The following is a 23,620-nucleotide window of genomic DNA, read 5'->3' as shown; positions in this document are numbered from 1 at the left end:
ACTACTTCAAAAACGATAACTACCGCAACCCTTGTATAATCGAACAATCTGTCCAGCATTTAGGGTTTCCCTATTCCAAAGGTCCTAAATGCTGGACAGAAAACTTTAACAACGCCTAGGCAATGTTAATTAATGTAACAATTTAGCCGGCTGTACCACTTAATGCAGAAGATACAAAAACCGGCAAAATACGTTGTTCAATCAAGCCCAGAGTTTTTTCTTCATCGCCGCGGCCGGTGATCGCAATCACCAAATCAAGTTCTTCAATAGAGATAACATACTGGCCACCACCGCCCCAGCCAAATTTCGCTAGGTATTTCTTGTCGCCAACCTTCAGAGGGGTTCGCCAGAAGAAATAACCGTAGGAGAAATTGGTGTAGTCAAACTCATCATCTGTAGGAACAGCTACCTTACCAGTGGCCTTGGTGATAAACGCTGCCGGAATCAGCTGGTGGCCATTCCATTTGCCTTTATTGAGTACCAATGTACCCCACTTTACCATACTGCGAGATGTCATCATGGCTCTTGACCCTGCCTGGGGCACCCCACTAACGGCTTCCTTCCAGTGATAGATATCTATCCCCATCTTCTCCAGCAGCTCTTTTTTAATAAAGTCGCTGGCGGAACCGGGAACTACGGCATCCAGAACCAGCATTGCAATCATTGGGTCTGAGCCTTGATATAAATAAGTTTGCGAATCTGAGGTTATCGGCTTACTGTGACTTAGATAGATTTGGGCCAGCTTTTTCCCGGTTAACTGCTCTTTGTTTTCCAGTAAGGCACTCAGTTTTTCCTCTTTAATTCGAATTCCTGACTGCATGCTCATGGCATGATTCAATGTGATAAGGTCTGCGCCTTTAGCAAGCTGCTTCCTATCCAATCCTTTCAGGAAGGAAGTGACAGGCTTGTCCAAGTCTTCCATGGTCAAATACCCTAACTGTATCGCCCGCCCAATCGCCAGGGCGGTATAGGCCTTGGTGGCAGATGCTTGCGGGTGAGGCAAGTTGACACGGCCAAGGGAATAGTAGGATTCAAATACCAGCTTGTTATTTTGGGCGATAAGCAAGCTGTCGTAAGGTGTATGTTGATTATCGGCTATTTCCTGGGCCAGCTTTTGCAAGCTTTCCTTAATTATATCTATCTCACCAACAGGAATACCGTCTTTTCTATCCGTTGGAGCTGTATCAATAAATGCTTTTTTTAGCTTTGGAGTGGATCTCTCCAGGCTTGGGAGGTCACTACGATAGTCGGCCATATTTATTTCTGGTGCCTGTAAGGCTCCCGCGCCTACAGTCGCGCTTATGCCGTACAATAGGCCGATTGTGATTAGCTTCTTAAAAATCATCTTATATCCTCAATTTAACTTTGAAGTTTTTATTAATATGTCTCGATATACCATTGATTAGTGTTTCAGCTTATCGGCAAGCCAATAAATACTGCGCACTGAAGTCTTCGGGAAAGCTGTAGTGTGATTCGCGGATTCGATAACCGCAGGCTCCAGAGCTAAGTTAGCTAATTCTTGCTCCTTTAACTCACTAACGAACCTTTCTACCGTAGCGCCCAGCTCCTTCTCTAATTCTCCGTAAGCAATAAATACGTTTGTTTGCTTGGGTAGTTCCATCAATGGTTTGTTAGGCTCTGATTCAAGCCGAGAATCCATATAAGTGCCTATCAATCTTGATGGACTACCGATAATGTAGTTTTGAAAAGTATCCGGTTGGCTCATTAAAGCATAAACACCAAAGAGCCCCCCGAATGAGTAACCGAAATAAGTCCGATTATTTGGATTCCCGCGGTAATTGCTTTCTATATACTTTATAACGTCATTTCTTATAAAGGTGAGATACTGATGGGCCTCTCCTTTATATGATTTTTTATCCTTTTTATTAGAGAGAACTGCCGGTTTAAAGTCCCGATATCGACTCGACCATTCTTTTTCAGCACCGGCCATATCCTTCTGCCAACTAATACCCACCAAAATGGCATCTTCCAGTGCGTACTCTGTGGTGGCTGATAGTATTTCAACTGCCCATAAAGCATCTGTATAGTAAATAACCGGATGCTTTTTAGTATCACTCTCCTTATATTTCTCAGGCAGCTTAATAAACAGCTCGTATTCTCTGTTATTGCTGGAATCCTGAATGGGTATTACTTGGATTGTGGATAACTCCAGGGCCTTATGCTCACCTGCTTTAAGGGCTGTTATAGGTAGCAACAAGAAGAGGGCGACTAGTAAGCGCTTTTTCATATCAATATTTATACCGTTACAAGTGATCGGAGAAGCGCTTAATCTAAGCAAGAAGCCTGTGAAACACCTGAAGTGCTCCTGATTTTTGGATGACTTTATGCTGCCGGCATAAAATGTCCATTTATCAATAGCTTACATGATGCGCTTTAGCTGTAATCAGGGTTTATGCTAGTATCGATGGCAAAAATTCAGCTCAAATTTTGCTCAGGTAGATACATCAATGGCTTCACAATATTGGGTGGGTGACTTCTTTATTGATTTATCCAGAAACCAGATCACCCGACATGAGCAATCACAAACTATCCCCCCAAAAGCCCTTGCTGTCTTAACCCACTTGGCAAAGCATCAGCGAAAGGTAGTGAGCCAGGATGAGCTACTATCTAAGGTCTGGCCCGATACAATAGTCACACCAAATACGCTGCAAAGAAGTATTGCGCAACTTAGAAAAGCCTTGGGCGAGGACCGAAAGCAACAGTCTTATATTAGAACTCATGCCAAACAGGGTTATAGCCTGGAATGTGATATTGTTTGGCAAGATGGTGATTCTATTCCACAGGATAAGATAGCACCGGAAGAAGACGCCCTCTCTCCTGCTCCCCCTGCACTCCCTGAGCCTGTAATAGATATACAACCAAGCAATCCGGATTATCAAATCCAGTCAGTTAAACCAAATAGATTCCCAATATTTGCGCTAATCGGGATGGTATTATTGATATTTTTTGGATTTAATTACTCTTCACCCAAGCAAAACGCTCAGCTTATATTTGATCGATTACAGGCAGTAACGGCTACGGATCACAAAGAGTTTGGCCCCTCATATTCGCCTGATGGTGAATATATTATATTTAACCGCTATTTAGATAAGCTCTGTGTGAATAAAATCTGGGCCAGGAATATACATACCCAGCAGGAAACGGAATTAACTCCCGAATGGGGCACTTATGGCCGCCATACATTATCACCGGATGGCAAGAAACTGGTATTTATTTCCGAAGAAGACTGTACCATACCGCTAACCCAGAATACCTGTTACAACCTGATAAGCCTGGACTTCCAAAAGGCATTAGCAAGCCCACAGCAGCCAAATATTTTAATGCGCTGTAGGAACTCGGCCATTAAGAATCCCGTATGGTTAAATAACAATGATCTCGCTATTTTGCATAAAGAGACTAACCGTTGGCGCTTGATCAACTATTCAGTCAGGGATAATACCAGTCGAGTCCTTTATGATCTGGAAGAGGGAAACCTAGCCCACTTTGATTATTCAATCAATGACGATTTAATAGCCGTCACAAGCTATCATCAAGATGGCCAGCTTTATATCGATATGCTGGATTCTAAGGGGGCGCTTTTAACCAGCCATCCGATTGACTATCCAGATGAAATATCTGAACACAGAGCCATTTCCCCTAACTTTTCACCGAGAGAGGATGAGCTAATCTTTAGTACAGGGCGAAGACTCTTCTCTCTCACTTATGATGGCAAGGTCAGTAAAATTCAGTTACCCCTGGACCAATCCGCCAGCTCTCCAGACTTTCATCCAGGTGGACATAGAGCACTGGTTATTAAAGGGCAATACGATAGTGATATTGCCTCGATACCGCTAAACCTAGCTGGGGCTAACACCACACCTTCAGAAGAAGATGTCAGCACAATTTACCCAAGCGCCACACGGTCGATTTCCGGGGAGGATGACGGGATTTTCCAACCCAATGGCAACTTGATTGCGTTTACCTCCAGGCGCTCTGGTGAAGACCAGGTGTGGGTGACTGATGGTAGTGATTTACGGCAGGTATCTCAGTTTCCAATCGATACCAATATCGACGGTATCCATTGGTCTGCCGATGGACAAAGTATCCTGGTAAATGCCAATAACAAGCTCAATAAAATTTTCTTGGATGGCCGTGTAGAGAGCTTGCCACTGAATGCGCCTGTTGATCAGCTCTTCCAGTGGGACAGTATCGATAATTCAGCGTTATTATCCTTGACGATTAAAGGGATTACAAAATTTTCAGAAGTCAACTTGGATAGCCTTGAGCCCAGGTTTATCAATGAAAAACCAGTTAGCTGGGCCCAAAGAGCTAAAGATGGCCGGTTGATCTATATAGATCATATGAATCGCTTCTGGCAACCTGGCGCCGCGGAAGACCAGCTTATTGAGAAGCTGGTTGATCAAGGTAGCGAAAAGAAATTTGTTATCGAAGATAATGTGATTTACTCAATCAATCAAAACGATCAGCTGTGGTCATACAATCTCGACACCGATAACTTTTCCATTTTGAAGGAAATGCATAGGGATATCGATTACTTGACCGATGTTAATCAAGAGAACCTGATGATTACCTATGTTGTTGCCGCTAAAAAGGAAGTGGCTGAGCTTTTCTTACGGCAATAGCATTACGACAATACACTCTTTTTATTTCTAAAAAAATAAGATGGTTTCCTAGAAACCATCTTACTATTCCATCACGATATGATACGGACTTTAATATTGCTAAAGCTCAATTAAAGAACTACATAGCTACGTAAATAATTTCATAAGCTGATCAACTACCCACATATGGAGCTGGCTGTGATTTGATCGGCTATGCCATGCTGCAATGACTTCGAATTTTGGGGTTTGTGTATCCAAATTAAGAGGAATCACTTTCTTATTAGGCAGCAATCTTGAGGGGTAAAAAGCAATTGTGTCGGTGGCAGCAATAATATCTGGTGCGGCTGAAAAGCAAGGTACTGACATTACGATATTGCGCTTTAGTCCTTGCATAGCAAACCATTCATCGTGAGACCCTCTCAAGTTCGGGCGAGAAGGCGAAATAATCAATTGTGGAAGCTCGGCTACGTCAGCCAAAGTCAATGACCTGCCCTTTAGAGGAGATTTTTTTCCTGCAATACAAACATGTTGCTCTTCAAATAACAGCTTGTAAGGCAGGTCATCCGGGATGAAATCAGGGAAAGTGAGCGCTAGATCGATCTCGCCGGCAACCATTAATTGATTTAGGTTATCTGTTTCAAAATCCCTGACGATAACTTTAAGCTCTGGGGCAGATTTACGGACAACCTCTAGTAGTTGGGGTAGTACCGATTGAATCGCATAGTCTGTGGCGCTAATGCTAAAAACCCCCTTATAGGTTGCCGGGTCAAAAGCTATTGGGGTCAGCAGTGACTCTATATCCTTTAAAATGCTGCTGATCCTGCCGCCCAGTTGTTCGGCAATAGGAGTGGGCACCATGCCGTTGCCTTGCCTAATGAACAGACGGTCATCAAATACTTCCCTCAACTTACGCAGCTGTTCACTGATTGCTTGCTGGGTTAACCCTACCTTTTCCGCTACCCGCGATAGGTTTCTCTCTTGCAGTAGCGCTTCCAATATACGTAGCTGTTTCAGGTCTAACCGACTTATACCATTCATATTTGTAACCAGGACAAAGAGTAGTTGTTTCTAATTGTATCTTTGCCTATCTATTATTCCCACCATCGTAAGGCACAGCCACATCTGGCTGGGGCTATTTAATAGCCCAAGTAGTTACTCTTCTAATTATCTGGAGATAGATATGAGCCGACCCACTAAGCGCTTTGCTCCTCAGGAATCTTATAAATTATTTATTGGTGGTGAATGGGTTAATAGCAACTCGGGGCGTACGATGGACAGCCTCAATCCTGCTACAGGCGAATTACTGACTCGCATACCATTGGCCGATTCAAGTGATGTCGATGCTGCTGTCATTGCGGCAGAAAAGGCGTTCCCCACCTGGAAACTTACTTCCGCTATTGAACGACAGGATGCACTGCTCAAAATTGCAGACATGCTTGCAGAAAAGAAAGCATTTTTCGCCCACCTTGAGGCATTGGAAACCGGCAAGCCAATTCGCGAAACTTCAAATATTGATATCCCACTGGCCATAGACCACTTTCGCTACTTTGCAGGGGTTATCCGCTCTCACAGCGACGAAGCGGTGATGATTGATGATCAAACCATGAGCTTGGTATTCAGCGAGCCAATGGGTGTAGTCGGTCAGGTAATCCCATGGAACTACCCTCTGCTGATGGCTGCCTGGAAGATAGCACCCGCTATCGCAACCGGTAACACCGTAGTGATTAAGCCATCCGAGATGACTTCGTCCACCCTGCTGGAGCTGACCAAGATTTTCAAGGAAGTATTACCAGATGGTGTAGTGAACGTTGTCACCGGCGTAGGCCCAGAAGCGGGCCAGGCTTTACTGGATCACCCTAAAGTCGCGAAGCTGGCCTTCACCGGGTCTACCGGCATCGGCTATAACGTGGCCAAAGCTGCGGCTGATAAATTGGTGCCAGCTACATTGGAGCTGGGTGGCAAGTCGGCCAATATCGTATTCCCCGACACAAACTGGGAAAAAGCACTGGAAGGCGGAGCCCTTTCTATCCTGCTGAACCAGGGACAAGTCTGTGAATCTGGTGCCCGCCTTTTTGTCCACGAAACTATCTTCGACCGTTTTACCACTGAATTAAAAGCCAAGTTTGAATCTGTAAATGTCGGCGATCCGATGGACCCTAATACACAGATGGGCAGCCAGATCAGTGAAGCGCAAATGAACCGTATTCTTGGCTACATAGATATTGCCAAAGAAGAAGGTGCGAAGATCCTTACCGGCGGTAAGCGGCTACAAAAACCGGGATTGGAAAAGGGTTTTTACATTGAACCTACAATAATTACCCATGCCGACAACGCTATGAAAGTCGCACAGGAAGAAATCTTTGGCCCAGTTGTGGTAGTGATTCCTTTCTCCTCTGAGGAGGAAGTTATAGCGATGGCCAACCAATCCGATTACGGCTTGGCAGGTGCTGTATGGACCCAGGATATCAACCGTGCACTGCGCGTTGCACGAGCGGTAGAAACTGGCCGCATGTGGGTGAATACCTACCACGAACTCCCTGCCCATGCACCGTTCGGCGGTTACAAGAAATCCGGTATCGGGCGCGAAACCCATAAGTCGATGATCGATGCCTATACCCAGAAGAAGAATATCTTCATCAGCCTTAATGAAAAGCCCTACGGTCTTTTTTAAACCTCACTGCAATAAGCTTTTAGCAGGAAAGTAGTTATGAAAAACGAAGCACTGTTCAGTGAAATCAACCTGGGCCCTTACACCCTGAAAAACCGTATTGTGCTGCCGCCGCTTACCCGATCGCGTAGTTCACAGCCTGGCAACATCGCTAATGACTTAATGGCCAACTACTACGTTCAGCGTGCCGGTGCCGGCTTTATGGTTACAGAGGGCACGCAAATTGAGCCCCGGGGTCAGGGCTATGCCTGGACTCCCGGAATTTATTCACAGGACCAGATCGAAGGCTGGAAAAAAGTGACCAAAGCCGTACACGATCAAGGCGGTATTATTTTTGCCCAGCTTTGGCATGTGGGGCGTGTATCCCACACATCACTGCAGCCGGGTGGAGGGGCTCCCGTTGCGCCGTCTGCAATCCGAGCAGATGCGGTAAAGGTATTTATTGAGACAGGGCCAGGGCAAGGTGCTTTGGCTGAACCCAGTGATCCTCGCGCGCTGACAACAGAAGAAGTTAAAGAACTGGTGCAGCTCTATGCCCAGGCAGCACGCAATGCTTTGGAAGCAGGCTTCGACGGTGTTGAGCTGCATTGTGCCAATGGTTATCTTGTAAACCAGTTTATTTCTGAGCATACCAACCAACGCGATGACGAGTATGGCGGTAGCCTGGAGAACCGACTGCGTTTCCTCAAAGAGATTGTTGCAGCGGTATCAGCAGAGGTAGGTAATGATCGTCTCGGCGTTCGATTTGCTCCGCTGTTTGAAAGTACCGATGAGGACCGTGTTTATCTTGGCCTGGTGGAGAGTGACCCACACACAACCTATATCGAAGCTATCAAACTATTGAACGAGGCGGGAATTGCTTACCTATCTTTAGCAGAAGCGGATTGGGATAATGCACCGGATTTACCTGAGAATTTCTACCAGGAAGTACGAGAGATCTTTGGCGGGCGCATCATGTATGCCGGCAAGTATTCCCCAGAGAAGGCTTTGCGGGTGCTGCAGGCGGGTAACGGAGATATCTTTGGTTTTGGCCGCCCTTTCATTGCCAATCCGGACCTTCCCACACGTATTCGCAATGATTGGCCTCTTAATAAGGTTGACCCGGAAACCATGTATGGCGGTACCGATGAAGGCTATACCGATTACCCTTCTTACCAGCCATAATTTTTAACAGTTCCTTAACAGGACATAAAAAAGCCCCAGTAATTGAAGGTTACTGGGGCTTTAAACTTACTCGTAAAACTTCTTGGATTCCTGAGGTAATTTTCAGTGTTTTTCTAGACACTAAAATAACTATTAGTCGCTTTGGACACCTCGACTAAATAGTGATTTATTTTGAGATGATTATTAAAAACTAAAAGTCCACTCAGGAATCCAGTTCAGAGCCCAGGTTTCCAGGACTTTATCAAAGCCACTCAACACCATAATCCCAAGCAACAAAAGTATGGCACCAAGTGCTACTTTGCCACCAACAGCAAAAGCACCAACTGATGGTGATAAGCGGCTATAAATTTTCCGTGATAGCCCGCCTGCCACCAGTAGCGCAGCGCCGGTACCAAGCCCAAAAGAAAACATCACCATAAATGACTGGCCTAGTTGCTGGCCCATGGAAGCAAGCGCGATTGCTGCACCTAGCGTGGGACCTACGCAGGGCAACCAGATAATTCCTGTGAGAAAGCCGATACCAAACTGTCCGGCCCAGGCGCCATCACTAGTAATGCTCGCCCCTGCGGTAACTTTCGACAAACGCAGAGTCACCCAGTCGGAAAGGGGTTTGATCAGTAGAATAAGGGCAACGGCCACAAGCAGGATTGCAGCAATATAGCGAAATAGCTCTGGGTCCAGCCCTAAAGAAACCAGCAGGAAACTGAGTACAGTTCCAGCCAGGGCAAATGACAAGCTGAGCCCTACGGCGAGCGCATAAGGCCCCCAGCGCCCAGCACTACTGGAGGCGCCAACCACCATTGGCACCAGTGGCCAAACACAGGGGGAGAGAATACTAAGTGTGCCCGCAATCAAGGCCAGGGGGATGGCGCTGACTTCAAGCATTTTCGCCGCAGGCCTTAACTGAGTTAAAGATATTCTGGCGAATAACATCAGCGCGTGTTTCAGCAACACTGAACCATACTTGCTTGTCCCCACGATAGAGCAGCAGAGTTGACTGCCTGGGCGCACGGAAATGCTTTACCCACTCTTTTTGCTTGTCGAAATTCACATTAAGGATTGTGAGGCCACACTGGGGGTTATCTTTCTGGAACTGCGCAAGAATTATGCCCTGCTTCTTGCAGGTAGGGCACCAGTCTGCCCGCACATCAATCAATACGGGTTGCTTGGCAGCTTGCAGCTCTTTGAAGCGCTCTTCGGAGAAGGGCTCTCCGGCTGATGCGAAAGGCATAGAGAGCAGTAAGATAGCTAAGAACAGGGTGCGGTGAAATACTTTCATGCTAATAATATCCCAAGTGAAGGGTTGAAAATTTCAATAAATAGGCAAGTTTGGCTGCTTACCTAGATTTGTCGTACTAGCTAGTAAATTTCTTACACCCGGTAGCTTTAAATATAAGCAACCTCACCTGTTCCGGAAAATCTGAGAACTGTGACAAATCTCAGGCTTCACTTATTGACTGGCTGTTCTTAACCATCTGTTGGGCCTATCTACCCACTAAGTCACTTGATTGCTGACAATATCCCTATAAGATCCCGCGGGTAATTTTTGCGACCGTAACAAGCGTGTCTCAAAACTCTACGTCAGTTTTCAATGTCAAATGGATTCAGATCGAAAAATGAACAAACTTTTTGCCCTTATAGCCATTACTCTTGCCACCACTTCCTGTATGCAACTCGAAGTCAAACCCGGCCGTGTTATTGGCGATACCGTGGATGCGGGCAAAGAGGCTTATCAAAGTATTCAACGCAGCCGCCGCGGTGAGGAAGAGAGAGGTTTCTCCCACAAAACCAGTTACGATTCTGCCATTTCTAATGCCGCCAATATTGCAGGCTGCAAGGAAGAGCTAATGGAGGTGGTTAGTGTTTCAGACCTCGTTGTATCCCAGGTGATTTCTGAGTCTTCTGAAGTGCTGGTTAAGGATGGTGATAAAACCATTTACTGCGCAATGCGAGCTGTAGTTCGCCCTAAGGCTTGAACACTGCAGAAAACAAAAGAGTTCTAGTGATTTCTTTAAGTATTAACCAGTGAATACTGCTGTCATCAACTGGTTTGGGCCTAGTTTTAGTGAATTGAATCCACTTTTGCAGCACCTGCATACGCAAGGTGCCAAGCTGTATGGGGAGGTGGATATCCGTTTTGGTTCCGGCGTCGCCGGCTGGATTGGTCGGCGAATGGCGCACAAGCTAGGGGCTCCAACGACAGCTGGCAAAGTGCCTTTTTCTGTAGACATCCATCACTCCCCAGAAAAACTGACTTGGTCCCGCACTTTTGCTAGAACCCATACTGTTACCTCAGAGTTCCAGCCAGTAAAGACCTACCAACAAGGTGGTTACTGGGTGGAATCCACTGGCCCTGTCAAAATACAGCTAGGGGTCTCAACAGAGGGGGGCAACTGGCAATGGCTACAGCAATCGGTATCACTTTTTCGTATTCCTATTCCAACAATATTCAGGCCAAGGGTTTCCGCTGGAAAAGCCGTTGTGAATGGGCTCTACCAATTTGAAGTAGAAATCTCCTTGCCGGTGCTGGGCCTTATCTTTGGCTACTCAGGTACATTAAAGAAGGCGATAGAAAAATGATCGATTAAGCCCGTGCAATTAACTAGACACTTGTTGTAAGAACAGTCACGGGATAGTCTCGACCAAAACGATAAGAGCAAGTTATGGAAAGTGAACTGCTGTCGCTCCGGGCTGAACTAGCCCTTCTGGAACGTGACAACCGGCGTCGGCTGGAGACCTTCGAAAGGCGACTCTCCGCCCTTGAGGCACAACTCAATCGAGGCAATACAGAAAACAAAGATGCCTTGTTAGAAAACACTACTGGGTTAGAGGATGATTTAGCCCTACTTATGGGCTCCCCCTCTGAGTCCCGGCAAACCATTGAGCCAACCCAGCCAGCAAACATACCCCTTACAACCGCGTCTGCTGAATCCAAATCAATTCCACAAGAAAACAGAAAAGTATCAGTAGTCACACCCTGGTTGCAGGAGGGATTAGCAAGCCTAGTGGCACCAGCTCTGGAACCACTGAGTCGCGTGTGGGAGCCCCTTGCAAACTTTTATCGCCATTACCAGCGCCAGGGTAAGGCCCCGGTATTCTTTATGACCGCTGCCGGCATACTGGCACTGGTCTTTGGCTTCGCATACTTGCTGCAGTTCTCTTTCAATAACTATTTGGGCCCGGCTGGCAAGGTTACCCTGGGCTTTGTTGTCGCAGCAGCCACAACTATTGGCGGTGTGACTTTCAGCCGGCGTATGCCCCATATGGCGGACTACGGCTCTGGGCTGATAGCGCTTGGGGTGATTCTTCTCTACCTCTGCGGGTACTTTGCCGGGTCCTACTATCAATTAGTACCTATTGCTGTTGGGGTCGGCCTGTTGGTGGCGACAACAGGGCTCTCTTACTTACTGGCCCTATTGTTTGAGACACGCGTGGTGTCTATGGTGACCCTGCTGGGCGGCGCCACCATGCCTTTGGTGGCGAATCATTTTGATCCTTCCGCACTTGTTTATCTCAGCTATTTATTGGCTCTCGCCCTGGCGATGCTGCATTTGTCCAGGCAAATACGCTGGCCACAGCTTGCGATCGTAACCATGGTACTGAGCGCAGGCATGCTGGAGTTTTCCGTCTCAAATCTGGATGAGGCTACATCTACCTGGGGGCCATTACTAATACTACACGGCTTCTTTTATGGTTTTGCCCATTACGCTCTGCGAGGACTAAGCGCTGAATTGATAGAGTCCAGGGGGCTGGAACGGAAACGCCTGATTATTATTGCCGCAAACCTGGTGCTGTTTATCCACATCAGCTGGTCGCTGGCACCCAACAGTAACGCACTGGGCATTGTGTGGCTGCTGAACCTTCTACCCTGGATGGCTCTGGCCATTTATTCACGCTGGCTGTTTGGCTACAACGCCACCAGCATTTCCGCCCGTGTTGTACAGAATATGTCTCTACTACACGGTGGATTACTGGCAGGCTTGGCAATCCTTGCGTTGTGCAGTCCCGCTTTATTGGGGATTGTCTGGTGCCTAGAGGGATTGTTGCTGATTTTTCTCGGTGCCCGTTTTGGTTTTATCAGTGTAAGAAGCGAGGGTTACATCGCCCTATCTGCAGCTGGCGTTACCATGCTGTGGCAAGCTCTGAACTGGGTAGCTGGCGGAGTTGTTCCCGCACCAATGTTGCTGTCATTAAGCGCAGATGCTGGTTGGGGTAACTGGTTGGCGCTCTGTGCGGCTGCCTTCGCATTAGCCCGACTGTTGCAGCACTGCGCAGATCGGATTACTCCTAGAGAGCACCATTTAACCTCTTTCGCAGATAACGCTTTTGTGGTGTTTTTATCCGCAAGCTTTCTGCTATCTGTTGGCATCCTCTGGCCCCAGGGTATGTGGCTGCTTGCCTTGCTACCGATGGGCTTTTTAATCTGGCACGGCAAGCGCACTGGCTCAGCATTTAGTGAATGGTTTGGACTCAGCCATTACTTACTGCTGTTTATCCCACTACTCGCGAGTGCATCGATTGTGGGTAACTTGCATTTCTACGATCAAATACCTTACGGAAAGATCGCTAGTGTAGAGGCCTTCCTTAGCTTGTGGATGATTGCAGCTCTGTATAAACATCTGGGTATGCAATCCACTGGCTTCTCTCTGGCACTCAATTTGCGCAAGCTGTTTTACGCTCTGGTGCCAATATTTTTCCTACCAACAGTACTTTATAAGGCCAACGACTACTTCCCCATCGCTGTTTGGCTGTCTGGCGCTATCGCCCTGGCACTTTATACACGCCTGAAACTGGAGATATTAAAACAGGAACTGCGCATATTGATCGCAGGCGCAGGCTTTGTAGCAATAATCAGTTGTGCTCTGCAGGAGTTCGCCAACTGGCAAGGGTTTGCCTTGAGTGGGTTGCTGTTGGGGCTGGTATCAATGGCGGCACTGTTGTGGATCGGCCAGGGATTGCGGCGGAAGCCAGTCGGCCAGGATTGGCGGTTGGCCCTGCATCGGGCACTTAAGCCACTCTTTCCATTGGCCTTTTACTATCTCGCGGCAACGCTACTTATTATTAGCTACGCGCTAAGCCGTGACTTGGCACTGGCACTTTTACTATGCCAGCTGTACTTCGCCGGTCTGTATATTTTTAAACCTCAACTAGCGCCGCTGCGCAACCAGTTGACCCCGCTTTATATGCTAAGTCTGCGCCTGTTTGAGTTTATTACCTTGTTGCAAGTTGCAGCAGTCATTGCCAATTCCACCAAGGCGCCAGTGTTGGGACTGTATAACCTGGTGGCCCTGGGAATCGCTTCACTGTTGGTTTATCAGCGCTTTTTCGCCAATAGAGCCGTATGGCCCGGTCGAAGGCTGTTTAACCTGTGGGTGCTACACCTTACAGCCATCCCAGCTTATATTGCGCTGCTGGCCCAAGTGCTGGAAACCATGTGGCTACCGGCAATATCATTTGCCTTAGTGGTGCATGCAACACTGCTACTATTCCAAACCCTAAAACCTGATACCAAAAAGTTACTGAAGCTCTCACTCATGTTGTTCGGCATTGCTGCACTAAAAATTGTACTGTGGGATATGCAGGACTTTTCCCTGATACAAAAGATTGTGGTCTGTATGTTGGTGGGGCTGTGCATGCTGGGGGCTGCATTCCAGTATCAGAAATTTCTGACCCCCAGAAATTGAAAATACCAAAAATACTGATCAGCTTATCTCAAAAATGTAATGGGCCTTTTTAGGCCCATTACTATTTACAGTTGTTAAATTAGTTATGATTTGTGTGGGGTTATACAAGAACTCCATATGCTCTATCTTTTGAAGCAATACTTACAAAGGCTTGGCACAGATCCCATCTATATATTCCTGCTAAAGACGTCTTATCACATCAAAGAACGCGTTACCCTAACCGCCAATTTGCCGACCAACTACACTGAATGCGTAACTCCATTTCGATAAAATGCGCAGGGAAGCAAGAAATGAAACGGCTTCAGTTGGCAATAACGCTTTTTGCCGCCTTACTCTTTAGTAGCCAAGCTTTGGCAGAGTATAAAAAAGGAGACTTTATAATTCGTGTTGGCGCTGCTGCAGTAGCTCCCAACGACGATTCCGACAATCTGCGTCTAAATGGCACCATACTGCCTGATACACGAGTTTACGTGGATACTGGTTACTCCGTGAGCTTTACAGGCACCTGGTTATTCGCCGATCACTGGGGGCTGGAGCTTTTGGCTGCACTGCCATTCAAACACGACCTTAAGGTGAGTGGCCTGCCAGACCCAAATACCGGGGAACCTCTGGGCAGGGTTCGCCTGGGGGATATCAAACACCTGCCTCCTACCCTTACGTTGCAGTGGTATCCGGTATGCACAGAATCCTGGGTGCAGCCATATATTGGTGTTGGAGTAAATTACACCCATTTTTTCAGCGAGCATATCAACCGTGTAGCCCAGAACTACTTTGAGACAGTTCTCGGAGCCGAATCACGGGCAAGACTCAAGCTGGACAACTCTTGGGGACTTGCCGGGGAGGTTGGTATAGATGTCGCCTTTGGCAGGGAGAGCCGCTGGTTGTTTAACGCGGCTATTTGGTATCTGGATATTGATACCAAGGCAAAGATCCATTTTCGCTCTGGAACTGATGATAGCTCTCACATTCGGGTGAATGTGGATATAGACCCATTTGTTTACTCCCTGGGTATCGGCTACCACTTCTGAGGTACTCAGCACACCGCCCCATCATTCTATTTATCAGAATGAATAAGCCTATTTATACCAATTTTCATTCTATTAAATATCACTAAACTGCTCCTTAAAGACATCGACTACTTAGCCAAAACCCAGTGTTATCCACTTATTCACATTTGAGGAGCATCCCTATGACCACTTCTACTTTATCCACAGCCCAGACAAGTACAAACTCGAATCTGTTTGCAGACATCGCCGACCTCAGTGGGCGTATCGGCCTAGCATCAATCTTTATACTAGCGGGAGTGAATAAGCTTCAGAACTATGAGGGCAGCGCCCAGTACTTGGCTATGGGCGGCCTGCCAGAATTCCTTCTGCCACTGGTAATCTTATTTGAGATTGGCGGAGCCCTGGCATTGATCGTCGGCTTCCATGTTCGCCTTGCCGCCCTGGCATTTGCGGCATTCAGCCTGCTAACCGCGGCCTTGTATCACCATAACTTAGCCGATCAGATGCAATTTTTGATGTTCTTTAAAAACATGGCTATGGCTGGCGGCTTCCTGGTACTGGCCGCTCATGGCGCCGGGCACTTAAGCATCGATAAGCGTAAAAATACCATTTGATAATTTAGCCAACATACTTTTATCTCGCCCTGGCTACCTCAGGGCCGATTAGCACGAATACTGATTCAGGAGAGAAACATGGGATTATTAGTCAACGGCCAATGGAAAGACCAGTGGTATGACACCAAAGATTCCAGTGGGTCTTTTAAGCGAGAGGCTGCTCAACTGCGCAATTGGATTACCCCTGATGGCAGCGCAGGTCCTAGCGGTATAGGTGGCTTTAAGGCGGAATCCGGGCGTTACCATTTATATGTATCGCTGGCTTGCCCCTGGGCACATCGCACCTTAATTTTCCGAAAGTTAAAAAAACTGGAGGAGCACATCAGTGTTTCTATAGTCAGCCCGGACATGCTTGAACATGGTTGGAGTTTTAATACCGATGAGGGCAGCAGCGGTGACTCGCTGTTTGGTTATCAGTTCCTACACCAGTTATATACACGTAATAAAGCTGATTACACTGGTCGCGTTACTGTGCCAGTACTTTGGGATAAGCTGCAAAATTCTATTGTCAGCAATGAATCTTCAGAAATTATCCGTATGTTTAATCAAGCATTTAATGAAATTAGCGGGGATACGCAGAACTTTTTCCCTGAGGAAAAACAAACGGAAATTGATACCATTAATGAACTAGTATATGAAAATATCAACAACGGCGTATACCGAAGCGGTTTTGCCACAACTCAGGAAGCTTATGAAGAAGCCTATACAAATTTATTTGATGCCCTGGATCGGGTAGAGAATATTTTAGGCCAACAACGCTATCTAGTAGGAGAAAAAATCACTGAGGCCGACTGGCGGTTATTTACTACCCTTATACGCTTTGATTCAGTCTATCACGGACACTTCAAGTGTAATCGTCAACGCCTTGAGGATTACCCTAACCTCAGCAATTATGTGCGCGAACTATATCAGTGGCCCGGAGTTGCAGAGACCGTGAACTTTCACCATATCAAGCGGCATTACTACTTTAGTCACACAATGATCAATCCAACTCAGATAATTCCAGTGGGACCGGATATCGATTACACCAACCCTCACAATCGGAGTTAAGCCTAGCCCAAAAAGCCGTTACTGCACACTTATCCACATATCCTTACAGTGGCCGCAACGCGGCCTCCTTTTTACTTTGGGGTCTTAAAGCGTGAGTCTGTTTGCAGATAAACCACGTCACAATAGTTTACAACTCACAGAGTTAATTACTGAGCAAGCTAATTTCGAGATTTTCCATGTACGGAATACAAAGATTAATATGCCAGAGAATATAAGACGTTGAGATTTAGCCAAGACCATTACGGTAAAGCAACAAACCTTTTCAATATCAATAGAAGCGTATTCATATTTTTCTCTGTATCTATTTCAAAAGAGGCATGAGCAATACCAGACTCAATTCAGAGCTTATCTTGCTTTTCATCCGACTGGCTTTGATGTATTCAAAAACAAAACCGCTAATTCGCTCATTATCTCCTCCCCTGGACAACAAGTGTAAAGATACAACACAAGGAGATACCGACATTTTTCCCCTTCCATAGCGCCTTACCAAGCCGGAGAAACAATTACTTTCAAAGCTTCACAGGAGTACCACCAATAATTTTCACTATCATTCTGTAAAATCAAGAAATAATGTATCCTTTCTGAAATGGCTCTTAGAAGAGGGAAAATTCATGCAAAAGACCACCCTTGAGCAATGGCGGATGTTCAAGGCCGTTGTAGATGCTGGCGGTTTTAATCAGGCAGCCTCGGTGGTTCACAAGAGCCAATCCAGTATTCACCATGCGGTAACGAACTTGGAAGCGTCACTCGGTGTTAAGCTATTTGAAGTATCGGGGCGTAAGGTAGTACTTACTGAAGCTGGTCGATTAATGCTGCGTCGTGGCAAGTTCCTACTGGAAGAGGTATCTCGTATTGAGGCTATTGCAGATAGCCTGAGTGAAGGGGTGGAATCGGAGTTACGCATTGCGGTAGATGGAGCCTTTCCACAGAAGGTAGTCTTCCAGGCCTTAGAGAAAGTGTCTGGAATCTACCCTCAGGTCAATATTGATATTGTGGATACTGTTTTATCCGGTACCAACGAATTAATTCAGGAAGGACTCGTAGACCTGGGCCTTTCGGCCTTTACCATGGATGACAGCCTCAACGATGAAATCTGCCGTATCAAATTTGTGGCCGTGGCTCACAATGCACATCCACTACTCCAGTTTGACCGTGAGTTGACATTTGAAGATCTAAAATCCTATCGGCAGATTATTGTGCGGGATTCGGCGATTCAAACAAACCGGGATTCCGGCTGGCTGGGAGCAGAGCAACGCTGGAAAGTAGGTAGTTTGCGTGCATCTCTAGATTTAATCACCCAGGGCATGGGGTTCGCCTGGCTGCCTATGCCACTGGTGGCTGACTCACTCAATGATGGGACTCTGAAGCTGCTTCGCTTAAAAAAAGGTGGGACACGTTCCACCAGTTTTTATATAAACTTCAAAGACCAGGATAAGCTTGGACCTGTGGCTCGGGAATTTATTGGAGAACTGCGCCTACTAACCCTGGAGATGCCAGCCTCTGAGTAATAGTGCTTATTCTTCATTTTTTCCTGCTTCCTTTCTTCTCCATAGATCCATATTTCTTTATCGCTTTCTCTTTTTTAGCATGGGAAGATGGGATAGACGAATGTTAAGTTGGAGGCCATTCATTCGATTAAGGCGAATTACTTGTCCGTTTTTATCCAATATTTGTTTTCGTAACCATTATCTATCATAGCCCTATCATCACAACCAATCTTATTAATAGGGATCAGGCTATGTATTATTACAGACCCTCACAAACACGTGGTAGAGCCCGTTTTGGCTGGCTAGACAGTAGACATAGCTTTTCTTTTGGGCATTATTACGACCCTAATCATATGGGGTTTTCTGTACTGCGTGTTATCAATGATGACACTGTTATACCTGGTGCAGGATTTGATACTCATGGCCATCGGGATATGGAGATTATATCCTACATTTTGCAGGGTGCGATTGAACATAGAGACAGTGAGGGTAATCGTTTGGTCGTATCAGCTGGAGAGATTCAGAGGATGAGTGCGGGAACCGGCATCACTCACTCGGAATACAACCACTCACAAACGGAGCAGCTTAAATTTCTGCAAATCTGGATTGAACCGAATCGCCGAGGCATAAAACCCAGTTACGAACAGCAGTCAATCCCACAACGGGATAAGCTGACTGCGCTTATCACCCCCGATGGAAGCGGAAACACACTCTCCATACATCAGGATACCAGTCTATACCGTTTGCAATTAAATACCGGAGAAAGCATTACAATACAAACCCGTGAGCGGCCCGGCTACTTACATGTCATTGAAGGTGAGGCCAGTGTAAATAATAAATCTATACTGGCCTCAGGGGACGGCCTGGGTTTATTCAAGAAACAAGTACAACTGAAAGCGATAAAGAATAGCATCACGGCCCTGTGGTTTGACCTACCAGCCAACTGAATCTAGGTAAGATTCTCTAAAAAATTATTTAATCGCATGGGCAATAAACCGCTTAACGGGATCAATAGGCTGCGGTTCTTTTATCGCAGGGCTGATAAAATGTGGTGCATGCAGATAGCCTTTATCAATCAACCGAGAAACAAGAGGCAGACATTCCACTGATACCTTACCGGTCATTAGGTTATTAAAATCCTTACAGTTTTCCATGGCATTTAACATCTGATGAAAACCTTGTAGATAAAGATAATCCTTGGTGAAGCCGCCACCTCGATAGACTCTCGTAGTAATCGTAAAGGCCAGATTTTCCTCCACCTGATATTTTTCTTTGAGCAGGATAAAAGTACGTTTAAAATCCCTCTCTTGTAACATGGATTGCACCGCAACCACCCGCAAGGCCAATACTTTTAGTCTTGGCAGAGTGAGGTATCCAGCCAGGAACTCACACAGAATTGCCAAGCCTTCCTGAGTAGTTGTATTGACCGGGCAACCCAACTCTAGAATTTTTAGCGTCTGGCTACGGGCGTTAAGAGTGGTGACCAGGTGAACCCCCAGCTCATGGTGAGCCAACGCAGAGACCTCAGTCTCCGAAATATTGGCATGGGAGTTGATTTTAATCGTACTACCAGCCACCAAAGCATTGGCAATCATATGATCGTCGATGCGAATATCGTAGCTATAGCCCTGTCTATTAGCGAAGTCACTGAGATACTTCATCATCTCATTAGCATTCAGAAACCGATCATCACTAGATTCCAAATCATCAGGCAAGTGCAGAATAAAATTGGCATTATTTACATCCTTATCTGTGGGCTCTCCAAAGTAACGCAAGGAGTTATAAACAAAATCATCCGTTCCCACAGAGTGAAACTGATCCAATTTATCGACATAAGATTCGATGATATCGCTATATAGCTGAGTCAGATCCTCATCTGGCAGGGATTCTACTGGAAGGGCATAAAGCAGCCGTTTGCGCTGAAATATGTCCATTTTTTGTTCACGGTATACAAACTGAGGATTAATGGAAAACTTCTTCGAGAAAAAATCTTCTTTCATCGCACGAAAATTTCTTGGCTCAATTGCCGCAAGAATTTCCACCCCACGCACCAACTCGAATAAATCTTGATCTAGGATCTTTAGCTCAGGATGTTCGTTAAGTGACCGACCCATAGTTGCATCCGTTAAGCATATTATTTATGAAATTAGTGAAATTCTTATCTTGCTCAACTACCCAGGAAGCCTCTAAATAACAGGTATTCTACCATCAAATTATTATCCTACTTCTATTTATGCAATATGGCGCAAATTCATACCCTCAGAAGAACATCTGACTCTAAGTAAGATAAATTTCTTAGTCGAACAAACCGACACTCACCAAGATATTTAGCTTGAGCCCCTAAATACCTCAGATTCTGTAATTGACGGTTACCCTATCCAGGTTTTTAAGCGATTCTAATAAGAATTATTTCCAACTAGCTGATTGACAATTACTTTTGGCAAAAACACTCCTAAAAAGTATATATAGAGGTAGCTAGTCGTAATTTCCATTCAATTCGATTCGTATTAATTGAACAGTATTCCAATCGACAGCAACATAATAATCTCGATACTAAGATTCCGCGCCAGCTCTATTGCCAATTCCCTCCTAAAATAGATCGAGGCAATCGGGGATGTATTGATGGGCGCAGTGGGCGACACGGAAGGTCGCAAAATCGATCAGGCTACGCCAGGGAGATGGATATCCCTACTCTCACCTGTGCTTCCGACTATTTTCACCATTATCTTAATGGTGCATATGCCGGATATTTCAGCCGGTAAGGAATTCTCCTTTGGCGTTACCTGGGTTGAAGCACTGGGAATTGACCTGCGTTTTTATGTCGATGGCCTGAGCTTCCTTTTTGCCCTATTAATTAGTGGCATTGGAATTTTTGTTACCATCTATGCTGCCGCTTATATGCGCGGCGACATCGATTTGCGCCGATTTTACTTTTACCTCTACCTTTTTATGGTGGGGATGCTGGGTTTGGTTCTGGCGGGAGACTTAATTACCCTATTTGTTTTTTGGGAAATAACAACCATTTCCAGCTATCTACTAATTAGCTATAACAACACCAGCGCCATTGCACGTCGCTCTGCTTTACAAGCCTTGCTGGTCACCACACTAGGTGGGTTGTGCCTACTCGTTGGGTTACTACTACTCGCCTCTCTGGCAGAGAGTTTCGATTTAGTCCAGGTATTGGCTACCGGTGAAACTGTACGAGCAAGCCCTCTTTATTTACCGATCTTAATACTGATATTAATAGGCGCCTTTTGTAAGTCTGCACAGCTGCCCTTTCATTTCTGGCTGCCCAATGCTATGGCCGCCCCTACTCCAGTAAGTGCCTATCTTCACTCAGCCACCATGGTAAAAGCTGGTATTTACTTGCTCGCGCGTATGCATCCAGTGTTAGCACATACCGAGTATTGGGAATGGATTTTGACCTGTACGGGTGCCGCTACGGCAGCGGTTGCAGCCTTGGCGGCGCTGCGACAAACCGATCTGAAGTTGGCCCTGGCGTATACCACCCTGATTGCGCTAGGTACCCTGACCATGTTCCTGGGCTCCGATGCCTCGGCTGCTGTGGCCGCTGCCATTACCTTTCTTATCGTGCACTCTTTTTACAAAGCGGCACTGTTTATGGTGGTGGGCATTATCGACAAACAGGCCGGCACACGCAATCTCAACAAACTGGGCGGACTCGGCCACTCAATGCATATTACTGTGATTGCGGCTTCAGCGGCGGCTCTCTCCATGGCCGGGTTTCCACCTTTTTTAGGATTTATCGGCAAAGAGCTTAAATATGAAGGCGCTTTAGCAGTGGCCTCAGAACCGGCGCTGGTTGCCACAGTGGCGGTTTTTGTCAATGCCGTCACGGTAACCGTAGCGGGAATGGTGGCGATCAAACCGTTCTGGAAAAAAAAGCCGCAACATATATCCAATGTTCAAGAAGCACCACTGGGCATGTGGATTAGCCCGTTAATTTTGAGTGGCTTGGGCCTTACTTTCGGTATGGCGCCAGATCTTGTTGGTGGCGGCTTGGTAGAACCGGCACTGAGCGCAGTTCTGGGAATCCCAGAGACCATCAAGCTTAAGTTATGGCACGGCATTAATATTCCCCTGCTGATGAGTATTCTCACTTTTGTTTTAGGAGTCACCATGTATCTGGGCTTACGACGCATGCGTGCTTGGTTGGCCTGGGATTTCAAATATGCGCCCACCAATGCCGATCAGTTGTGGGATAAATCTCTGGATTTACTCAAAGCCTTTGCCGCACTACAAACCCGTATACTACAAAACGGTATTATGCGGCGTTACCTAACAGTAATTTTTGTCACTGTGTCCCTGGCCCTCGCTTATGCCCTGATACGCAGTGGACAATTTCCTATGGAATACGCTTGGCCACGCCTCAACCTAAAGGAATGGGCCGCCCTGTTATTGACCGTGGGAGGGGCCTATATGGCGGGCTCGGCGCGCAAGCCACTTATTGCCATCTGTGCCCTGGGAGCCCTAGGAGTGGGAATTGCCCTGATCTACTTATTTCTTGGCGCACCGGATGTGGCGATCACCCAGCTGCTAGTGGAAACCCTTTACCTGGTATTGGTTGCGGCAATCCTGCCGCGCCTACCAGTATTTAATCCCGGTCGAAAGGTATTGTTCCGCCCACGAGATGCCACCCTCGGCGCGGTTTTAGGTCTACTGGTCACCTTCAGCTTACTTGCGGTACTACAGACACCTCTGGAGAGCCCAACCACCGAGTTTTTTGAAAAAGCATCGGTTCCGGAAGCCCATGGCCGCAATATCGTCAACGTCATTTTGGTGGACTTTCGAGCACTGGACACATTTGGAGAAATTATTGTGGTCTTCACTGCGGCTGTGGCTGCAGTCACCCTACTCGGCCATCAATTGCGGCGAGGTAAGCAATGAATTCACTGATACTTCAAACCGCAACCCGAGTACTGGTAGCTCTGATTCTATTGTTCTCTATCTATATGTTACTGCGTGGGCACAATTATCCAGGAGGAGGATTTATTGCTGGCTTGATCGCCGCCTCCGCATTTGCCTTATTTGCCATCGCTTGGGGTATGGAGTCCGCACAGAGTGCCCTAAAGATTCCCCCGAGCACTTTGGCTTCGAGCGGTGTACTCATCGCCGCAGTTTCCGGAATGCTGGGCCTTTTTTCTGGTGAAGCGCCATTCTCAGGACAGTGGCTGCAGATTACCGGTGGTAAAAATACTGGCGGAATCACTATTAGCAATGTACTGATTTTTGATATCGGGGTTTATTTCGCAGTGCTCGGCGCTGTGCTGACCCTGATTTTTGCCCTGGAGGAGTCCAACTAA

The 23,620-nt window shown here is 46.6% G+C and carries 19 protein-coding genes and 1 pseudogene; 14 read left to right on the top strand and 6 right to left on the bottom strand.

Annotated features, from left to right (window positions below):
- Positions 1-142 precede the first annotated feature (142 nt).
- Both ACJJIT_RS02430 and ACJJIT_RS02425 read right to left on the bottom strand, forming a co-directional pair.
- Positions 143-1,345: a serine hydrolase domain-containing protein gene (locus ACJJIT_RS02430; RefSeq protein ID WP_444899860.1), complete on the bottom strand. Its 1,203-nt coding sequence runs from the start codon at positions 1,343-1,345 to the stop codon at positions 143-145.
- Positions 1,346-1,402: 57 nt separating this feature from the next.
- Positions 1,403-2,248 carry an alpha/beta hydrolase gene (locus ACJJIT_RS02425; protein WP_444899859.1) on the bottom strand — a complete coding sequence of 282 codons (846 nt, stop codon included), beginning with the start codon at positions 2,246-2,248 and terminating at the stop codon, positions 1,403-1,405.
- Positions 2,249-2,468: 220 nt separating this feature from the next.
- On the opposite strand from ACJJIT_RS02425, the pseudogene ACJJIT_RS02420 reads away from it, so the two are divergent.
- Together ACJJIT_RS02420 and ACJJIT_RS02415 are read left to right on the top strand one after the other, a co-directional pair.
- Positions 2,469-2,750: pseudogene (locus ACJJIT_RS02420) on the top strand (winged helix-turn-helix domain-containing protein); the annotation flags it as partial.
- Between the two features lie 369 nt (positions 2,751-3,119).
- The gene (locus ACJJIT_RS02415) at positions 3,120-4,643 is read left to right on the top strand and encodes a hypothetical protein (RefSeq protein ID WP_444900938.1); all 1,524 of its coding nucleotides are present in this window, start codon (positions 3,120-3,122) and stop codon (positions 4,641-4,643) included.
- A 126-nt stretch (positions 4,644-4,769) separates the two neighbouring features.
- Here ACJJIT_RS02415 and ACJJIT_RS02410 read toward each other — a convergent pair whose 3' ends face one another.
- Positions 4,770-5,660, bottom strand: coding sequence for a LysR family transcriptional regulator (locus ACJJIT_RS02410; protein WP_444899858.1), 891 nt, complete (start codon positions 5,658-5,660; stop codon positions 4,770-4,772).
- Between the two features lie 142 nt (positions 5,661-5,802).
- On the opposite strand from ACJJIT_RS02410, the gene ACJJIT_RS02405 reads away from it, so the two are divergent.
- Positions 5,803-7,293 (top strand): aldehyde dehydrogenase family protein, encoded by a 1,491-nt coding sequence (locus ACJJIT_RS02405; protein ID WP_444899857.1) that lies wholly within the window; start codon positions 5,803-5,805, stop codon positions 7,291-7,293.
- Between the two features lie 36 nt (positions 7,294-7,329).
- On the top strand, positions 7,330-8,454 hold the full coding sequence (locus ACJJIT_RS02400) for an alkene reductase (RefSeq protein WP_444899856.1): 1,125 nt from the start codon (positions 7,330-7,332) through the stop codon (positions 8,452-8,454).
- A gap of 183 nt (positions 8,455-8,637) precedes the next feature.
- On the opposite strand, the gene ACJJIT_RS02395 is transcribed toward ACJJIT_RS02400, so the two are convergent.
- Both ACJJIT_RS02395 and ACJJIT_RS02390 read right to left on the bottom strand, forming a co-directional pair.
- The gene (locus ACJJIT_RS02395) at positions 8,638-9,339 is read right to left on the bottom strand and encodes a cytochrome c biogenesis CcdA family protein (RefSeq protein WP_444899855.1); all 702 of its coding nucleotides are present in this window, start codon (positions 9,337-9,339) and stop codon (positions 8,638-8,640) included.
- Complete coding sequence (locus ACJJIT_RS02390) at positions 9,332-9,733, bottom strand: thioredoxin domain-containing protein (RefSeq protein WP_444882722.1); 402 nt, start codon at positions 9,731-9,733, stop codon at positions 9,332-9,334. Before ACJJIT_RS02390 ends, ACJJIT_RS02395 begins: the two co-directional genes overlap by 8 nt.
- A 337-nt stretch (positions 9,734-10,070) precedes the next feature.
- On the opposite strand from ACJJIT_RS02390, the gene ACJJIT_RS02385 reads away from it, so the two are divergent.
- From ACJJIT_RS02385 to ACJJIT_RS02350, 8 genes are all read left to right on the top strand, one after another.
- Positions 10,071-10,430, top strand: a complete 360-nt coding sequence (locus ACJJIT_RS02385) for a hypothetical protein (protein ID WP_444899854.1) — start codon at positions 10,071-10,073, stop codon at positions 10,428-10,430.
- Between the two features lie 49 nt (positions 10,431-10,479).
- A complete protein-coding gene (locus ACJJIT_RS02380) occupies positions 10,480-11,034 on the top strand; it encodes a DUF4166 domain-containing protein (RefSeq protein WP_444899853.1) in 555 nt (184 codons plus the stop codon).
- An 83-nt stretch (positions 11,035-11,117) separates the two neighbouring features.
- On the top strand, positions 11,118-14,138 hold the full coding sequence (locus ACJJIT_RS02375; protein ID WP_444899852.1) for a DUF2339 domain-containing protein: 3,021 nt from the start codon (positions 11,118-11,120) through the stop codon (positions 14,136-14,138).
- Positions 14,139-14,428: 290 nt separating this feature from the next.
- A complete protein-coding gene (locus ACJJIT_RS02370; RefSeq protein WP_444899851.1) occupies positions 14,429-15,166 on the top strand; it encodes an OmpW/AlkL family protein in 738 nt (245 codons plus the stop codon).
- A 161-nt stretch (positions 15,167-15,327) separates the two neighbouring features.
- Entirely contained in the window at positions 15,328-15,759 is a 432-nt protein-coding gene (locus ACJJIT_RS02365) for a DoxX family protein (RefSeq protein ID WP_444899850.1), read from the top strand.
- Between the two features lie 78 nt (positions 15,760-15,837).
- Entirely contained in the window at positions 15,838-16,809 is a 972-nt protein-coding gene (locus tag ACJJIT_RS02360) for a glutathione S-transferase family protein (RefSeq protein ID WP_444899849.1), read from the top strand.
- A gap of 611 nt (positions 16,810-17,420) precedes the next feature.
- Complete coding sequence (locus ACJJIT_RS02355; RefSeq protein WP_444899848.1) at positions 17,421-18,317, top strand: LysR family transcriptional regulator; 897 nt, start codon at positions 17,421-17,423, stop codon at positions 18,315-18,317.
- 230 nt (positions 18,318-18,547) lie between these two features.
- The gene (locus ACJJIT_RS02350; protein WP_444899847.1) at positions 18,548-19,243 is read left to right on the top strand and encodes a pirin family protein; all 696 of its coding nucleotides are present in this window, start codon (positions 18,548-18,550) and stop codon (positions 19,241-19,243) included.
- Positions 19,244-19,267: 24 nt separating this feature from the next.
- On the opposite strand, the gene ACJJIT_RS02345 is transcribed toward ACJJIT_RS02350, so the two are convergent.
- Positions 19,268-20,410 (bottom strand): flavohemoglobin expression-modulating QEGLA motif protein, encoded by a 1,143-nt coding sequence (locus ACJJIT_RS02345; RefSeq protein ID WP_444899846.1) that lies wholly within the window; start codon positions 20,408-20,410, stop codon positions 19,268-19,270.
- A 508-nt stretch (positions 20,411-20,918) separates the two neighbouring features.
- Here ACJJIT_RS02345 and mbhE point away from each other — a divergent pair.
- Positions 20,919-23,204 (top strand): hydrogen gas-evolving membrane-bound hydrogenase subunit E, encoded by a 2,286-nt coding sequence (gene mbhE, locus ACJJIT_RS02340; RefSeq protein ID WP_444899845.1) that lies wholly within the window; start codon positions 20,919-20,921, stop codon positions 23,202-23,204.
- A complete protein-coding gene (locus ACJJIT_RS02335; RefSeq protein WP_444882734.1) occupies positions 23,201-23,620 on the top strand; it encodes a Na+/H+ antiporter subunit B in 420 nt (139 codons plus the stop codon). The genes mbhE and ACJJIT_RS02335 overlap by 4 nt, the downstream gene beginning before the upstream one ends.

The sequence above is a fragment of the Microbulbifer mixtoriginis (SeqCode) genome (genome assembly GCF_052467515.1).
This window is presented reverse-complemented; position numbering and strand designations above follow the sequence as displayed.

What these genes read in the sequence shown, in the direction of transcription:
- ACJJIT_RS02430 (WP_444899860.1), bottom strand. Translation starts at nt 1,345, where the DNA reads ATGATTTTTAAGAAGCTAATCACAATCGGCCTATTGTACGGCATAAGC.
- ACJJIT_RS02390 (WP_444882722.1), bottom strand. Translation starts at nt 9,733, where the DNA reads ATGAAAGTATTTCACCGCACCCTGTTCTTAGCTATCTTACTGCTCTCT.
- ACJJIT_RS02335 (WP_444882734.1), top strand. Translation starts at nt 23,201, where the DNA reads ATGAATTCACTGATACTTCAAACCGCAACCCGAGTACTGGTAGCTCTG.
- ACJJIT_RS02350 (WP_444899847.1), top strand. Translation starts at nt 18,548, where the DNA reads ATGTATTATTACAGACCCTCACAAACACGTGGTAGAGCCCGTTTTGGC.
- ACJJIT_RS02400 (WP_444899856.1), top strand. Translation starts at nt 7,330, where the DNA reads ATGAAAAACGAAGCACTGTTCAGTGAAATCAACCTGGGCCCTTACACC.
- ACJJIT_RS02425 (WP_444899859.1), bottom strand. Translation starts at nt 2,248, where the DNA reads ATGAAAAAGCGCTTACTAGTCGCCCTCTTCTTGTTGCTACCTATAACA.
- ACJJIT_RS02345 (WP_444899846.1), bottom strand. Translation starts at nt 20,410, where the DNA reads ATGGGTCGGTCACTTAACGAACATCCTGAGCTAAAGATCCTAGATCAA.
- ACJJIT_RS02410 (WP_444899858.1), bottom strand. Translation starts at nt 5,660, where the DNA reads ATGAATGGTATAAGTCGGTTAGACCTGAAACAGCTACGTATATTGGAA.
- ACJJIT_RS02375 (WP_444899852.1), top strand. Translation starts at nt 11,118, where the DNA reads ATGGAAAGTGAACTGCTGTCGCTCCGGGCTGAACTAGCCCTTCTGGAA.
- ACJJIT_RS02365 (WP_444899850.1), top strand. Translation starts at nt 15,328, where the DNA reads ATGACCACTTCTACTTTATCCACAGCCCAGACAAGTACAAACTCGAAT.
- ACJJIT_RS02360 (WP_444899849.1), top strand. Translation starts at nt 15,838, where the DNA reads ATGGGATTATTAGTCAACGGCCAATGGAAAGACCAGTGGTATGACACC.
- ACJJIT_RS02355 (WP_444899848.1), top strand. Translation starts at nt 17,421, where the DNA reads ATGCAAAAGACCACCCTTGAGCAATGGCGGATGTTCAAGGCCGTTGTA.
- ACJJIT_RS02385 (WP_444899854.1), top strand. Translation starts at nt 10,071, where the DNA reads ATGAACAAACTTTTTGCCCTTATAGCCATTACTCTTGCCACCACTTCC.
- mbhE (WP_444899845.1), top strand. Translation starts at nt 20,919, where the DNA reads ATGGGCGCAGTGGGCGACACGGAAGGTCGCAAAATCGATCAGGCTACG.
- ACJJIT_RS02370 (WP_444899851.1), top strand. Translation starts at nt 14,429, where the DNA reads ATGAAACGGCTTCAGTTGGCAATAACGCTTTTTGCCGCCTTACTCTTT.
- ACJJIT_RS02405 (WP_444899857.1), top strand. Translation starts at nt 5,803, where the DNA reads ATGAGCCGACCCACTAAGCGCTTTGCTCCTCAGGAATCTTATAAATTA.
- ACJJIT_RS02395 (WP_444899855.1), bottom strand. Translation starts at nt 9,339, where the DNA reads ATGCTTGAAGTCAGCGCCATCCCCCTGGCCTTGATTGCGGGCACACTT.